This window comes from Ruegeria sp. CDSC054, from assembly GCF_059610645.1.
The window spans coordinates 33,218-48,809 of sequence record NZ_JBXWOA010000008.1; the positions used below are offsets into that span (position 1 = coordinate 33,218).

14 protein-coding genes are annotated in these 15,592 nt (G+C 57.3%); 4 read left to right on the forward strand and 10 right to left on the reverse strand.

Features of this window, described 5'->3' with window-relative positions; translation table 11 throughout:
- Position 1: 1 nt before the first annotated feature.
- Positions 2 to 1,609: a cytochrome-c oxidase, cbb3-type subunit I gene (gene ccoN / locus AC2FGC_RS15500; RefSeq protein WP_472724515.1), complete on the reverse strand. Its 1,608-nt coding sequence runs from the start codon at positions 1,607 to 1,609 to the stop codon at positions 2 to 4.
- 195 nt (positions 1,610 to 1,804) lie between these two features.
- Here ccoN and AC2FGC_RS15505 point away from each other — a divergent pair, with 195 nt between their 5' ends.
- Complete coding sequence (locus AC2FGC_RS15505; RefSeq protein WP_496726627.1) at positions 1,805 to 2,644, forward strand: universal stress protein; 840 nt, start codon at positions 1,805 to 1,807, stop codon at positions 2,642 to 2,644.
- Positions 2,645 to 2,688: 44 nt separating this feature from the next.
- On the opposite strand, the gene AC2FGC_RS15510 is transcribed toward AC2FGC_RS15505, so the two are convergent.
- The gene (locus AC2FGC_RS15510; protein ID WP_170417060.1) at positions 2,689 to 2,943 is read right to left on the reverse strand and encodes a GlsB/YeaQ/YmgE family stress response membrane protein; all 255 of its coding nucleotides are present in this window, start codon (positions 2,941 to 2,943) and stop codon (positions 2,689 to 2,691) included.
- A 64-nt stretch (positions 2,944 to 3,007) separates the two neighbouring features.
- Positions 3,008 to 3,748, reverse strand: coding sequence for a transcriptional regulator FnrL (fnrL, locus tag AC2FGC_RS15515; RefSeq protein ID WP_496726626.1), 741 nt, complete (start codon positions 3,746 to 3,748; stop codon positions 3,008 to 3,010).
- A gap of 64 nt (positions 3,749 to 3,812) precedes the next feature.
- Here fnrL and hemN point away from each other — a divergent pair, with 64 nt between their 5' ends.
- Together hemN and AC2FGC_RS15525 are read left to right on the forward strand one after the other, a co-directional pair.
- A complete protein-coding gene (gene hemN, locus AC2FGC_RS15520; RefSeq protein ID WP_496726625.1) occupies positions 3,813 to 5,168 on the forward strand; it encodes an oxygen-independent coproporphyrinogen III oxidase in 1,356 nt (451 codons plus the stop codon).
- 177 nt (positions 5,169 to 5,345) lie between these two features.
- A complete protein-coding gene (locus AC2FGC_RS15525) occupies positions 5,346 to 7,274 on the forward strand; it encodes an elongation factor G (RefSeq protein WP_496726624.1) in 1,929 nt (642 codons plus the stop codon).
- 20 nt (positions 7,275 to 7,294) lie between these two features.
- Here AC2FGC_RS15525 and AC2FGC_RS15530 read toward each other — a convergent pair whose 3' ends face one another.
- The 5 genes from AC2FGC_RS15530 to AC2FGC_RS15550 form a co-directional block, all read right to left on the reverse strand.
- Positions 7,295 to 8,872 (reverse strand): ABC transporter ATP-binding protein, encoded by a 1,578-nt coding sequence (locus AC2FGC_RS15530; RefSeq protein ID WP_496726623.1) that lies wholly within the window; start codon positions 8,870 to 8,872, stop codon positions 7,295 to 7,297.
- Complete coding sequence (locus AC2FGC_RS15535) at positions 8,869 to 9,975, reverse strand: ABC transporter permease (protein WP_108861177.1); 1,107 nt, start codon at positions 9,973 to 9,975, stop codon at positions 8,869 to 8,871. The genes AC2FGC_RS15530 and AC2FGC_RS15535 overlap by 4 nt, the downstream gene beginning before the upstream one ends.
- A complete protein-coding gene (locus AC2FGC_RS15540; RefSeq protein WP_058279808.1) occupies positions 9,976 to 11,061 on the reverse strand; it encodes a microcin C ABC transporter permease YejB in 1,086 nt (361 codons plus the stop codon).
- 9 nt (positions 11,062 to 11,070) lie between these two features.
- Entirely contained in the window at positions 11,071 to 12,975 is a 1,905-nt protein-coding gene (locus AC2FGC_RS15545; RefSeq protein WP_496726622.1) for an extracellular solute-binding protein, read from the reverse strand.
- A gap of 174 nt (positions 12,976 to 13,149) precedes the next feature.
- A complete protein-coding gene (locus AC2FGC_RS15550) occupies positions 13,150 to 13,656 on the reverse strand; it encodes a c-type cytochrome (RefSeq protein ID WP_496726645.1) in 507 nt (168 codons plus the stop codon).
- Between the two features lie 119 nt (positions 13,657 to 13,775).
- On the opposite strand from AC2FGC_RS15550, the gene AC2FGC_RS15555 reads away from it, so the two are divergent.
- Complete coding sequence (locus tag AC2FGC_RS15555; RefSeq protein WP_496726621.1) at positions 13,776 to 14,609, forward strand: prephenate dehydratase; 834 nt, start codon at positions 13,776 to 13,778, stop codon at positions 14,607 to 14,609.
- A 12-nt stretch (positions 14,610 to 14,621) separates the two neighbouring features.
- Here AC2FGC_RS15555 and AC2FGC_RS15560 read toward each other — a convergent pair whose 3' ends face one another.
- Complete coding sequence (locus tag AC2FGC_RS15560) at positions 14,622 to 15,089, reverse strand: GNAT family N-acetyltransferase (protein WP_496726620.1); 468 nt, start codon at positions 15,087 to 15,089, stop codon at positions 14,622 to 14,624.
- Positions 15,090 to 15,115: 26 nt separating this feature from the next.
- Positions 15,116 to 15,583 (reverse strand): SRPBCC family protein, encoded by a 468-nt coding sequence (locus tag AC2FGC_RS15565; RefSeq protein WP_496726619.1) that lies wholly within the window; start codon positions 15,581 to 15,583, stop codon positions 15,116 to 15,118.
- Positions 15,584 to 15,592: the final 9 nt, after the last annotated feature.

Here is a 15,592-nt window from a genome sequence, read left to right on the forward strand (position 1 = left end):
CCTATTCAGCCGGGACCGCGACGGTCAGGCTGGCCTCTTTGGCCGGCGCTTTCCGCACAGTCATCCACAGGTTGTAGCACATGATCAACGCACCCGCGACGAACATCACGCCACCCAAAGCACGCACCACATACATCGGGAATTTGGCAGCCACGGTGTCAGCGAACGAGTTCACCAGGAAGCCGTTTGCATCCACTTCACGCCACATCAGGCCTTCCATGATACCGGTCACCCACATCGACGCGGCGTAGAGCACGATGCCGATAGTGGCGAGCCAGAAGTGCCAGCTGACCATCTGCAGCGAGTACAGACGCTCACGCTTCCACAGGACCGGCACCAGGAAGTACAGCGCACCAAAGGTGATCATGCCGTTCCAGCCCAGCGCGCCCGAGTGCACGTGACCGATGGTCCAGTCGGTGTAGTGGCTGAGGCTGTTGACCGCGCGGATCGACATCATTGGCCCCTCGAACGTGGACATGCCGTAGAAGCCGACCGAGATCACCATCATCCGGATCACCGGGTCAGTACGCAGCTTGTCCCACGCGCCCGACAGGGTCATCAGGCCGTTGATCATGCCACCCCAGGACGGCATCCACAGGATGATCGAGAACACCATGCCCAGCGTCGACGCCCAATCCGGCAGCGCGGTATAATGCAGGTGGTGCGGACCGGCCCAGATATACAGGAAGATCAGCGCCCAGAAGTGGATGATTGACAGCTTGTAGCTGAATACCGGACGCTCGGCCTGTTTCGGGATGAAGTAGTACATCATGCCCAGGAAGCCTGCGGTCAGAAAGAAGCCCACGGCGTTGTGGCCGTACCACCACTGGATCATGGCGTCTTGAACGCCCGACCAGACGATGACTGACTTCGAACCCCAAACGCTGACCGGGATGGTCATGTTGTTGACCAAGTGCAACATGGCGACGGTCACGATGAACGCCAGATAGAACCAGTTCGCCACGTAGATGTGGGGCTCTTTCCGCCGGACGATCGTACCCAGGAATACGGCCAGATAGGCCACCCAGACGATGGTCAGCCACAGGTCAACGTACCATTCGGGTTCCGCGTATTCCTTGGACTGCGTTCCACCCAGCACATAGCCGGTTGCTGCCAGAACGATGAACAGCTGATAGCCCCAGAACACGAACCACGCCAGATTGCCGCCCCATAGGCGCGCAGCGCTTGTGCGCTGGACCACATAGAAAGACGTCGCGATCAGCGCGTTACCACCAAAGGCAAAAATCACAGCCGAGGTGTGCAACGGACGCAAACGGCCAAAGTTCAGATAGCCTTGTGCCCACTCGAAGTTCAGCACCGGAAAGGCCAACTGAAAGGCGATAAAGGTCCCCGCAAGGAACCCGACCACCCCCCAGAAGGCAGTTGCGATCACGCCATAGCGGATCACGTCATCCATGTACTCGGCCGAACGGTCGACGAGGATATCTGGCTCATCCGTATTTCTCAGCGTCCAGATGAACAATCCACCGGCGATCAGCATCACCAGAATTGCATGCACCTGATACGCCAAATCGCGTGCGTAATTGGTTCCGATCGCCGCGAATATCGCGATCAGACCAAGCACGATCAGCTTGATGTAATTTGACATATTGCGTCCCTTTGCCATGCCCCGCGCGATTCTTATTTGTCGCGGAACCCTTTTGACTGGCCGTTGTTTTGTCGGACAGCGGCCAACCTCGCTTTGATCTGTATCAAGACAATAGCCCGAAATCTGTGACAATCCTAAGCCTTAGACTGAGTTGCATGGCCGCATGCCACTTAGCCCTGAAGACAAGAGGTCAAAATGGCGTACAAATCTCTTCTCACAGTCGTAACGGACTCGGGACAATCACAATCAGCCTTGGCGCAAATGGTTGCACTGGCAAATGCACAGGATGCGCATGCCGAAGCGCTATGCCTTGGCGTCGATCGCAGCCAAGCGGGTTATTATTACGCGGGTGCAAATGCTCTGGTCCTGCAAGAAACGCTGAGCCGGGCCAACGCAGACGCCGACGAACTGCTGACGCAAACTCAGGAATATCTGGGCAAATCCGATATTCGCTGGTCTGCCGAAAGCGGGGTCGCTCAGATCGCCGATATTGGTCGGCACGTAGCGCATCGTGCCCGGTTCTCGGATCTGGTTGTCCTGCCTAAACCTTATGGCAAAGACCGCAGCGCCGAGGCCGAACCAATTGTCGAAGCCGCCATGTTCGAGGGTCACGCGCCAATTCTGGTCACGCCTGATAGCTCAGCGCCCTTTGAGCGTCCTAGTACTGTGCTGATCGGGTGGAATGAAAGTGTCGAAGCCATGCGCGCCATCCGGTGCGCCCTGCCTTTCCTGACGCAAGCTGATCTGGTCCGAATTGTCGTTATCGACCCGCCGCGCCACGGCCCCGACCGCTCTGACCCCGGTGGACTACTGTCTCAGATGTTGGCTCGTCATGGGGCCAAATGTGAAATTGATGTGCTCAGCAAAACCATGACCCGTGTCTCAGACATCCTGAACAGGCACGCCGAAGATAGTGAGGCGGACATGATCGTTATGGGTGCATATGGTCATTCAAGGTTCCGCGAAGCCATCCTGGGCGGGGCGACTCGCAACATGCTGGAACAAGCTTCGGTCCCAGTGTTTCTGGCACACTGATCAGGCGTGTTTCCTATTCAGGGCCTTCCGTTCGGACGGATGGCCTAGACGCGTTTTATGAGACCAATCACAAACAACAGTATGACCGCGCCGATGGTTGCGAAGAGTATTGACGAAAACACGCCGCCGCCAACCGAAAAGCCCAGCGCCGGGAAAATCAGACCTGCAAGAAAGGCGCCCACGATCCCGACTATGATGTTTCCGATCAGGCCGAACCCGCGGCCTTCCATAATTTTTCCCGAAAGCCACCCGGCGATCGCACCGATGACCAGCATTGCCAAAATGCTACTGAATTCCATGCCTTACTCCTGCGTGGTTCATTCACGGATTCAGTAAATCACGGCTGAAGGCAGCAGGATAGGCTTAAATCAGAAAGCCGCCATCCGAGTCGTCGCCAGCCTCGTCCATCAGACGCCGCATATCGGGGATTGTCACGTGGCGTTTGCCTTCCAACTCGATGACCCCCTCTTTCTTCAGGGCCGAAATCTGGCGACTTACGGTTTCAAGGGTCAATCCCAGATAATCTGCCATAGCCTCGCGTGTCAGCGGCAGGTCAAAGACAATCGGGCCAGGTTTTTGCTTGGGCGCAATTGAAGCGTCCCGCCGGGCAATGATTGACAGCAAGCTTGCAATCTTCTCGCGCGCCGTCTTGCGCCCCAGCACCAGCATCCACTCGCGCGCGGCATCCAGTTCATCCAGCGTCATCTGAAGCAGCCGGTGCGCAATATGGGGCGTGTCGTTCATCAGTTGTTCGAATGGCTTCTTGCGAAAACAGCACATGACCAGATCAGTTGTGGCCTGCACATCATAAGGCGCAGAATCACGGCCCGGCCGACCGACGAAATCGCTGGGCAGCAACAAGCCAACCATCTGGGTTCGCCCATCTTCCATCGTCTGGGTCAACGAGGCAATTCCTGACACGACAGAGCCCACAAAGTTCATCTGATCGCCCGACCAGATGACTGTCTGACCAGCTTCGAAGCTACGGTAATACTTAATGCCTTCAAGCTCTTCCAACTCATCAGCATCACAATGCGCACAGACGGCGCGATGCCGAATGGGGCATTCGGAACAATTGGTATGATCAATCTGTGCTTTTAGCATCGTTCGCGCTTTCACTTGATCTCAGTCAAGGTTTCGTAGACGGCCGTGCCTTAACGGTATCGCTATGATAGTGAAACCGCAATTATCAAGGCTTGGACTATTTGACGCGAAAGTCCCGCGTTACACAAGCTATCCCACCGCCCCGCATTTCAGCAACGATGTGGGGCCAAGTCTTTTTGGCGACTGGATTTCCGGGATCAAGCCCGGCAGTTCTGTGTCTTTGTACGTCCACGTCCCGTTCTGCCGCAGACTGTGCTGGTTCTGCGCCTGCCGGACGCAAGGCACCCAAACCGACAACCCCGTGATCGCCTATGTGGACGTCCTGAAGGCCGAGCTGGACCTGCTTGCCGCCCAGCTTCCCGAAGGCGTAACCCTGTCGCGCCTGCATTGGGGCGGTGGTACACCCACCCTGCTAAACCCCGATCTGATGCTCGATCTGGCCGCCCGGATTCTTGAAATTGTCCCACTGGGGCCGGAGGCGGAATTCTCGGTCGAAATCGACCCGAATGAGATTGACGAGGGTCGGCTCGATGCATTGGCCGAGGCTGGCATGAACCGTGCGTCTATCGGCGTGCAGGATTTCGACGACGAAATCCAGAAAACCATCGGGCGCATCCAAAGTTACGACACCACCCGCAAGGCCATAGAAATGATCCGCGCGCGCGGCATCGCCAGCCTGAATGCCGATATTCTGTATGGTCTGCCGCACCAGACCAAGGCGCGGATGACTGAAAGCGTGCAGAAATTGCTGTCGCTCAGCCCGGACCGGGTGGCGTTGTACGGGTATGCGCATGTGCCGTGGATGGCAAAGCGGCAACAGCTGATCCCGACGGATGCCCTGCCCACACCCGAAGACCGCCTGGATCTGTTCGATACGGCCCGGCGCCTGTTCCTGTGGGACAAGTACGCCGAAATCGGCATTGACCACTTTGCCACGCAGGATGACGGGCTGACGCACGCACTGAACGCGGGAAGGTTAAAACGCAACTTTCAGGGCTACACCGACGATCAGTCCGACGTTCTGATTGGAATTGGTGCAAGCTCGATCTCACGATTCCCGCAAGGATACGCCCAGAACGCACCCGCGACGTCGGCGCATACCAAAGCGATCCGCGAGGGCGGGTTCTCAATATCCCGTGGGCATTTGTTCAAAGGCCAAGACATCTTGCGCGCCCGATTGATTGAAGCGTTGATGTGCGATTTCCGGATAGATACCGCCGAGATTCTGCGCGACCACAACATCACCGCCGCGGAATTGCAGGAGATGTATCAGACTGCAAACGCAACCTTTGACGGGTTGCTAAGCGTCTCTGAAGACGGCCTGTTCATCCCGCCCGAGGCGCGCGCGCTGACCCGAATGGTCGCCCGCACCTTTGACGCCTATGATCTGAGCAAGGCGGGACACAGCTCGGCGATTTGATACCGACGCAGGACAGGACTTGACGCGGAGGGTGGGTTTTCCCCACACTTGTAGGGCGGGTGGAAATCCGCCCCGTGCCTGAGGCAGGCAGAGTACCAGACAGTATGTGCCGACGCGTTCGCGCTCGACCGCCCTTTTCGTGCAGCCGTTCTGCAACTTGAAAGAGGGACTGCATCTATGCGCGTTTTTTCTGTCCTCGGCCCCAGCCACTCGGGCAAAACAACACTGGTCGAGGCCATCAGCCGCCTTGATGGCCGGCCAACCACATTCGACGTTTCCGGAACCGTGCATTTGCACGGTTTTTCTTACTTGGACGAACCCTGGTGTGCCATTGACGTGAATGGCGGCAGCGACACCATGGCTTATGTCGGCCCTGCCATGGCGATCTCGGATGCTGCTGTCGTCGTCGTACCGCCTGACCCGGACGCCGCCGTGCTTTGCGCCCCTTATCTGCGGCTGGTCGAAGAGGCGGGTATCCCCTGCTTTCTGTTCATCAATCGCATGGACACACCAAACGGACGTATCCGCGATATCATCGCCGCTCTGCAAACCTACTGCACACACCACATCGCATTGCGGCAGGTTCCAATCCGCGATGGCGAAGCGATCATCGGCGCGGTCGACCTGATTTCGGAACGGGCATGGAAGTATCAGGAAGGGCAACCCTCGGCCCTGATCGAACTTCCGCAGTCCGTCGAAGACCGGGAACAGGAAGCCCGAACCGAATTGCTGGAGACGCTTTCAGATTTCGATGATCATCTATTGGAGCAACTGATCGAGGACAAACAGCCGCCCAGCGCAGAAATCTATGATCTGGCCGCGCAGGTTCTGCAAAACCACCAGTTGATCCCGGCCTGCCTGGGGTCTGCCAGCCACGGCAACGGTCTGACCCGTTTGATGAAAGCGCTGCGTCACGAAGCCCCAGAATTCAATATCGCCGCCGGGCGGGACGAAGCAGCCGAAGACGCGCGCGCAATTGCCGGGTTCGCGGATGTCAAAAAGCATATCGGAAAAATCATCGTGCTGCGCGGTCTGGGCAAGGGCGTCAAAGCGCATGAAGCCTTGGGCGGCGAAACGGTTGGCAACCTGACGACGCTGGATGCCAAAACACAAATTTCGGAATTGGAAGCTGGCCAGATCGGGCTGGCCGTGAAATCCGACCACCTCAACCCCGGCAACCTGTACGACAGCACCGGAGCCACACCGTTACCGGAATGGGCCGAGGCCCATCCGGCCGCCCACCGACAAATTGTGTCGCCTGCACATGAGCGCGACGATGTACGCCTGTCCAACGCGTTATCCCGACTGGTCGAGATCGACCCCGGACTGCACCTGCAACACGATGAACTGAGCGGTCATGCCGTTCTTGGATCGCAAGGGCCTCAGCATATGCGCCGGGTCAGCGCCAAACTGGCCGAAGACTTCGGTATCGAGATTGAGACCCATTCGGTTGAGACGGCCTATCGCGAGACCATCCGCGCACCGATCGAACATCGTCATCGCCACCGTAAACAATCCGGCGGCGCGGGACAGTTTGCCGATGTGGTGATCTCGATCGCACCGACCCCACGCGGGGCCGGGTTCGAATTCGAAGAGATCGTAAAAGGGGGCGCTGTTCCCAGAAACTATATCCCTTCGGTGGAACACGGGGCCAAGGACGCTCTGGTGCAAGGGCCCGAGGGGTTCCCGGTTGTGGATGTCAAAGTCACACTCAGCGATGGCAAGCATCACAACGTCGACAGTTCAGACTACGCGTTCCGCACTGCGGGCAAGAACGCGGTGCGAGAGGCTTTGCCGCAAGCGAAACCGGTCGTGCTGCAGCCCATCCTGAACGCAGAAATCCACTTGCCCTCGGATTTTGTGGGAGATCTGGTGCCTACGATCAGTTCGCTGCAGGGTCAGGTTCTGGGCTTTGAAGGCAACCCGAACGCCTCGGGTTGGGAGATATTCAACGCCCAACTACCCGCGGTGGCCGAGGACGAGTTGCACCGCACCCTCGCCAGCGCCACGCGTGGCACCGGGTGGGTTAAGTTGAGCTTCGATCACTATGAAGAATTACGCGGGCCTGTCCCAAAATCCGCGGCGCGCGAAACAGCGAATGCTTGAAAGCCCCGGGCGGGCTGGTTTCAGCCCGCCGCCGCTATCAGTTCGCGGGTGTAGTCGGTCTGGGCGTTTTCAAAAAGGTCTTCGGCCGCGCCCATTTCGATCACGTCACCGTTTCGCATGACAATCACATTGTGGGACATCGCACGCACGACTTTCAGATCGTGGCTGATGAACAGATAAGCCAGCCCGTATTTCCGCTGAAGATCGCGCAGCAGATCGACGATCTGCACCTGCACCGTCATATCCAGGGCACTGGTCGGTTCATCCAGAACCAACAGCTTGGGCCTGAGGATCATGGCGCGCGCAATTGCGATACGCTGTCGTTGCCCGCCTGAGAATTCGTGTGGGTAACGATCCATCGCGGCTGGGTCCAAGCCCACCTCAATCATCACTTCGGTCACCAGTTCCCGTGGCGAGCGGTGCGGATCGACTTTGTGGATTGCCAGCCCTTCGGCAATGATCTGCTGGCAGGTCATCCGCGGGCTGAGGCTGCCGAACGGGTCCTGAAACACGATCTGCATGTCCTTGCGCAGCCGCCGCAACTCTCTTGTCGACCATCTGCGCACGTCCTGATCTCGGAACGTTATCCCACCTTCGGACGCAATTAATCGCATGATCGCCAGCGCCAGCGTTGTCTTGCCCGATCCACTTTCGCCCACAATCCCTAAGGTTTCACCGGCGCGCACGCTGAGCGTTGCATCGTTCACAGCCTTCACATGCCCAACTGTGCGCTTCAGGAAGCCGCGCTGTATCGGAAACCAGACCTTCAGATGATCGGTGCGCGCAACCTCTTCGGCATCGGGCGCTACGGGATCGGGATGACCAGAAGGTTCCGCCGCCAGCAGCTTACGAGTGTAAGGGTGTTGCGGGTTGTCAAAAATCTCGAGCGTTGCACCCGACTCGACAATCTCGCCGTCCTTCATAACGCAAACGCGGTCCGCGATGCGGCGCACGATCCCCAGATCGTGTGTGATGAACAGCATCCCCATATTCTCGGACTTCTGAAGCTCGGCCAGAAGTTCGAGGATCTGCGCCTGAATGGTAACATCCAGTGCTGTTGTCGGCTCATCCGCGATCAGGATATCGGGCTTGTTGGCAAGTGCCAGGGCGATCATGACGCGCTGGCGTTGGCCACCTGACAATTGATGCGGGTAGCTGTCCAGACGCTCCTCGGGATCGCGGATGCCAACCTTGGTCAGCAGTTCGACAATCCGGGCCCGTGCAGCATCACCTGTCAAACCCTGGTGCAGGGCCAGTGACTCGGCCATCTGTTTCTGGATCGTGTGAAGCGGGTTGAGCGAGGTCATCGGCTCCTGAAAGATGAAGCTGATATCGTTGCCGCGCACATCCATCAGGCGCTGGTCAGACGCGCCGATCATCTCCTGCCCTTCATAGGTGACCGAACCTTCGACAATCGCACTGTCACCCAGCAAAGACACTGTCGACAGCGCAGTGACTGATTTGCCAGATCCGGATTCGCCCACCAGCGCAACCGTTTCACCCCGATCCACAGTAAAGGACACCCCCTTGACTGCTGCGCTCACCTGCCCGTCCTGACGGAACGAGACCTTGAGGTTGTTCACATCCAGCAGGCTCATGAAAAGGTCTTTCTGGGATCAAATGCATCGCGCACGCCTTCGAAGATGAAGACCAGTAGCGACAGCATGATGGCAAAGGTGAAAAAGGCGGTGAAGGCCAGCCAAGGTGCCTGCAGGTTCTGCTTGGCCTGCAAGGTCAACTCACCCAAAGACGGGGCGGAAGACGGCAGGCCGAAGCCCAGAAAATCCAGTGAGGCCAGGCCGCCGATGGTGCCCGTCACGATAAAGGGCATGAAGGTCAGCGTAGCGACCATCGCGTTGGGCAGCATGTGGCGGAACATGATTGTCATATTGCCCACACCCAGTGCCCGCGCAGCGCGCACATATTCCAGATTTCTCGCCCGCAGGAACTCGGCGCGCACAACTCCCACAAGCCCGGTCCAGCTGAACAGGATCATCAGCGCGACAAGCAGCCAGAAACTTCGACCCAGAATGGCGAACATGATGATGATGACGTAAAGCGAAGGAGTCGCTGACCAGATTTCGATGATCCGTTGGAAGATCAGGTCCAGCCAGCCGCCAAAAAAGCCTTGAATAGCCCCGGCAAAAATTCCCACAAGACTGGCCACACCCGTGACCATAAGCGTGAACAAAATCGACAGTCGGAAGCCATAAATTACACGGGCCAACACGTCGCGCTTGGTGTCATCCGTGCCCAGCAGGTTTTGCCCGTTGGGTGGCAGCGGCGCTGCACCGGGGCGATCAACGCTGGTGTTGAAGGAATACGGGATCAACGGCCAGACGGCCCAGCCACGCTCGTACCCTTCTGCCTGGAATGTACCGGCCTTGATTTCGTCGATAATCCCCTCGGGGTCGTCAAAACAGTCTTCGATGCCACCGCTGTCGATCAGGCACTGCACCTCGGGGTCGCGATAGATTGCCTCGGTCTGGAAATCACCGCCGAATTCGGTTTCCGCGTAGAAATTGAAAATCGGCGTGTAAAACTCACCGCGGTATTTCACGAGGATCGGTTTGTCGTTGGCGATGAATTCGGCGAACAACGACAAACCAAATAGCACGGAAAACACCATCAGCGACCAGAACGCACGCCCATTGCGGCGAAAGTTGCGCCAGCGGCGCTGGTTGAGTGGGGAAAGCGCCATTTACCCCTCCCGCTTTTCGAAATCGATGCGCGGGTCGACCAGCACATACATCAGGTCACTGATGATGCCGACAACCAACCCCATCAAGCCAAAGATGAACAGAGTGCCGAAGATCACCGGATAGTCCCGCGCAACGGCTGCCTCGAACCCCAGACGGCCGAGACCGTCAAGCGAGAAGATCGTCTCGATGATGATCGACCCCCCGAAGAAGACGCCGATGAAAACCGCCGGGAATCCGGCGATTACGATCAGCATCGCGTTGCGGAAAACATGGCCGTACAGAACCTGACTTTCGCTCAGACCCTTGGCGCGGGCGGTCATGACATATTGTTTTTTGATCTCGTCCAGGAACGAGTTCTTGGTCAGCAGAGTCAGCGTCGCAAAGGCCGAAATCGTCAGCGCGATAATTGGCAGGGCAATGTGCCAGAAGTAGTCAACGATCTTACCAAACAGGCTGAGGCTGTCCCAGTTGTCCGAGGTCAGCCCCCGGAGCGGGAATATCTGCCAATATGATCCCCCGGCAAACAGAACCAACAGCAGGATCGCAAACAAGAAGCCGGGAATAGCATAGGCTACGATGATCGCGCCACTGGTCCAGGTATCAAACTGTGACCCATCCTTAATCGCCTTGCGAATGCCCAGCGGGATCGAAACCAGATACGCGATCAGCGTGGACCACAGGCCCAGTGAGATCGATACCGGCATCTTCTCTAACACCAGATCGGTTACGCTGATCGACCGAAAATAGCTCTCACCGAAATCCAGTGTCAGGTAATTGCCCATCATGTTGAGGAACCGCTCAACCGGAGGTTTGTCGAACCCGAATTCCTTTTCCAGCTCTTCGATAAACTCGGGCGGAAGGCCACGCGCACCGATGTAGCGATCATTCGTGCCGCCGGTCTGTTGCTCGATGTCACTGCCGCCGCCGGCAATCCCTTCGAACACATCACCGCCACCCTCCAACTGGGCGATGATCTGTTCAATCGGTCCGCCAGGAACGAACTGAACCAGCGTGAAGTTGACGATCATGATCCCAAGCAGGGTTGGGATGACCAGCAACAGTCGTCTAAGAATATATGCTCCCATGGGGGCGGATTACCTCAAGGCGCCGGAGGATTTCAACTCGGCTTCTTTCTCTTCGTTGATCCACCAGAGGTCTTCAACACCCAATGCGTAAGGCGGCAGATTTTCCGGGTATTCGTACATGTCCCAGTAGGCAACCCAGTGCTTGCCCAGATACCACGTAGGAACCATGATCCGCTTGGCGCGCAGGACGCGGTCCAATGCGCGGACATTTGCAAACAGCTCTTCGCTGTCTTCGGCAGAGGCAATGTTATCGATCAGCGGTTCGATATCCGGGCCATGCACACCCGACGGGTTGAAGACCGAGTAAGAGGCCGCTTCGGTTCCGAACTGCTGATACAACCCTGTCGACGGCTGCAACGACCTCGGGTACCCGCCAACAATCATGTCGAAATCACGGTCCCGGCGGCGCAAGGTGAACTGGGCGTTGTCCACGCGGTTGTAGCTCGCATCAATCCCCATTGCCCGCAAATTGGCGACGAAGGGTTGAATAAGCCTGTCCAGCGTTGGCTGGTCGGACAGAAATGCAACAGACAGCACTTCGCCCTTGTCGTTGCGACGAATGCCGTCATCCCCAACAAGCCAGCCAGCTTCGTCCAGCAGTTTCATCGCCTTGCGCAAGTTGCCACGGTCATTTTGGCGGGCGGCCCGGGATTCATGCGCCGAGACCGGTTCTTCGGTCAGGATGGCCGGGTCCAGCGCGTCACCCAATTCCTGCAACACCTCAAGCTCGCGCCCTTCGGGCAGGCCGGTCGCCTCAAGATGCGTTCCTTCCCAGAAAGAGCTGCGCTGCTGGAATAATCCATATTGCAGGCTCTCATTCGTCCATTCGAAGTTATACGCCAGCTGAATAGCTTCGCGAACACGAGGGTCCTGAAACTTTGGACGGTCAAGGTTCATGATGAAGCCCGACGCCGTCGGCACATTTCCGTCTGCCAGTTCAACCCGCACGACAGAACCATTCGCAATTGCCGGGAAATCATAGGCCGTCGCCCAACTTTTTGAGTTGTTTTCCTGTCGAAGCGTAAATGTGCCTGCCTTGAACCCCTCCATCGCAGCGATGGAATCGGCGAAATACTCAACGCGGATGGTGTCAAAGTTGTTGCGGCCCACATTGACGTTGACGTCGTTGCCCCAATAATCGGGGTTGCGCTTGTAGACGATGCGCCGGTTGATGTCATAATCATCCAGAACATATGGCCCCGAACCGATACCCGGATCCAGCCGCGACTTGTCCAATCGGCGGTTTTCAGGGTCTTCCTCGAACCATTTCTTTGAGAAAATCGACGTGGCCCCAACTTGGGAAATCCGGCCTCGGCGAGGGAAGTCCGGCGAGAAGTAGAACTTTACACGATGGGTATCCAGCGCCTCGGCCTTGGGGATTCGTTGGCGAATTGCTTCGGCATAGGATTTCAACCCCTGGTCCAGAAGCAGGTTATGGGAAAACACCACATCCTCTGCCGTCACAGGTGTACCGTCAGAAAACCGCGCCTCCGGGCGGATATTGAAGATCACCCACTCATAGCTTTCGGGGTATTCGAGGCTTTCGGCTAGCAGGCCATAATATGCTGCAGGTTCGTCATAAGACGGAACCAGCAGGCTTTCGTAGTGATCTGCCGACCGCGCACCAGCCCGGCCCTGCCTGGTATACGGATTAAAACTGTCGAACGTGCCTTGCGCCGCATAGGAGAGTTCTCCACCACGTGGCGCATCCGGGTTCACATAGTCGAAGTGCGCAAAGCCTTCGGGGTACTTTAGATCACCGAATTCCGAGAACCCGTGTGATTTGATGATCTTTTCCTCAGCAAAAAGCTGAGTTGCGGCGGCTGCACAGAGCAATGCCCCCAAAGCCAGAATGTGAACTAAGCGTCCGAAATCCCTTGTTCGCGCTAAAGCGGTAACTCGATTGGATTTCATGTGGTTCATCCCCTGCTCGTTGACATCTTTAATATTGTTTGCGCCAGCTAAAAGACCAGCACTGCCAGTTTCAAGTTTAGAGTGCGTGAACACTTTGTGAAGATTTACTTAGACAAAAAATAAAGCCGCTGCACGGGGCAGCGGCTTTTGAATGCGTCAAAACTGAGCGAAAGATCAGTTGATGGTCTGCAGATAGGCAATCAGGTCGGCCCGTTCCTGCGGTTTTTTCAGACCAGCAAAGCTCATTGTGGTGCCCGAGATATAAGAGCTTGGGCGGGTCAGGAATGCGTCCAGTGCTTCAGGAGTCCAGTTGCCGCCATGCGCCTGCATAGAGGCCGAATAGCCGCCAAAGCCTTTCGCAGATGCAACCGGACGGTCCACAATCGCGAAGAGGTACGGGCCAGTACCGTTAGCACCGTCTTCCAGCTTGTGGCACGCGGTGCACTTGCGGAATACGCGGGCGCCTTTGTCCGGGTCGGCGGCGGCCAGCATGTCTTCGAACACCACTTCTTCGCCGTCAGCGCTTTCACCAGAGCTTTCGGTTTCGATAATATACGAGGCCGTCTCACCATGCCCATCCGCATGGTAAAGCACTTCGGCACCCCATTTGGCCAGAAGCAGCACCAGGAAGGTGCCAAACAGGCCTGCTGCGGCCTTGGTAACTGTCATCGTGTCGAACATTGATCGCGAGTCCATTTCAGCTGTCTGCGGGGTGTCTAAGGCTTCCCCTGACAAGAGGCAAGGTATAGACACCGCGACTAAACGCCCAATTATCGAACTTGTTGCACGGAATCGACCAAATGACCAAACGTATTGCATTTCAGGGAGAACCCGGCGCCTACAGCCACGAGGCCTGCCGTAATGCCCGCCCCGATATGGAGGCCCTGCCCTGCCGGACTTTCGAAGATGTGATCGAATCGGTGCGCGCAGGTGAGGCTGAACTGGCGATGTTGCCGGTGGAAAACACGACCTATGGGCGCGTCGCCGATATCCACCGTTTGCTTCCCCACAGCGGGTTGCACATCATCGAAGAAGCATTCGTGCGCGTTCACATCAACCTTCTTGCCGTACCGGGTGCAAAGCTTGAGGACGTAACTGAGGCACACTCGCACCTGGTTCTTTTGCCGCAATGCGCCGGGTTTTTGAAAGAACACAACATCAAAGGACGTGTCGGCCCCGACAACGCGCGGGCGGCCCGCGAGGTCTCGGAACAAGGCGAGGTGCATTCAGCAGCATTGGCCAGCGAGTTGGCCGGCGAAATCTACGGCTTGAACGTACTTGCCCGGCACATTGAAGACCGCGACAACAACACCACGCGCTTTTTGGTGATGTCAGAGCAGGCCGACATGTCGCGCCGGGGTGAGCACGGCATGATCACCAGTTTTGTTTTTCAGGTGCGCAACATTCCGGCCGCGCTATACAAGGCGATGGGTGGGTTTGCGACCAACGGCATCAACATGACCAAGCTGGAAAGCTACATGGTCGATGGTTCGTTCACCGCGACCCAGTTTTATGCCGATATCGTGGGCCACCCGGACGACCGGAACGTTCAGCTGGCGATGGAAGAGCTGGAACATTTCACCACGAATGTCGAGATTTTGGGCGTCTACCCAGCGGCTCAACCGCGCGGCTGAAGGGACCCCGGCTCAAGTCACGGTGAAGCTTTTGCACAGGCCTCCCTCGTGCTGCCGGTAATCCACAAAGCCCATCGCCGAATAATAGGCCAATCCTTCGGCGTTTGTGGCCGAAATGGTCGCATCAATGGCCGGTAGGCCACTTTCCCGTGCCGCCAAGAGCGTCGCACGAAACAAGGCACGCCCGACACCGCGCCGTGCGGCAGACGGGCGAATATGCGTTCCAATGACGCCCCACCCGACCGGAGCACCATATGGGTTGTTTTCGACCGCCCATTTCAGTGATTGAAACCCCAGGATCTGTTCCCCTTGAACAGCGACTGAACATCTGATCCGGTCGGGGTCGGCCACGTAATACTCGCGGGCAAAATCAACGTCGCAGCGCTTATTACGCTTTCCGGCCGCTGCGATGTCCTGCAGTACCTCTGAGATACCTTGGGCATCCGTCAACACCGCCTCACGAACAATAAAGCTATCCATCTTGTTCCCACCAAGGCATTGGGTAATCAGCCACCATGAATGTGGCGTTGTTCCAATTCCCGTGCGAACTCGGTCAGGCGCAACTGAAACTGTCGGCGAAACCGGGATTGCCCAAGCCGGAGCGATTGTAACAGCAGCCGCGCAGGCAGGGATTTGGCTGACAGGGACATATCAACACTAAGACGCGTGCGACGCTGCGACAGGGCCAAAAGCTCGATCGTGGTGATGCCGTTCATCCCCTTGCTTGCCGCTTCGAACCGCATCAGCGAAGGCGGGTCGCATTCGGCCATCTGCACGGAAATCTGACGTGGCTTTCCGCGCAACCTGAATTCTGTTTCCCAACTGGTGCCCGGAACAACGCCCAATTCGCCCGAAATCCGCCGGACCTCGATCCCGCGCCGCATTGCGATCCGTTCGAATCGGTCAAAGTCGGCCACCATTTCGAACACCGAGTTGATGGGAGCTTCGATATCTTCGCGCACTGTAAACTGCATTGTGGTTCG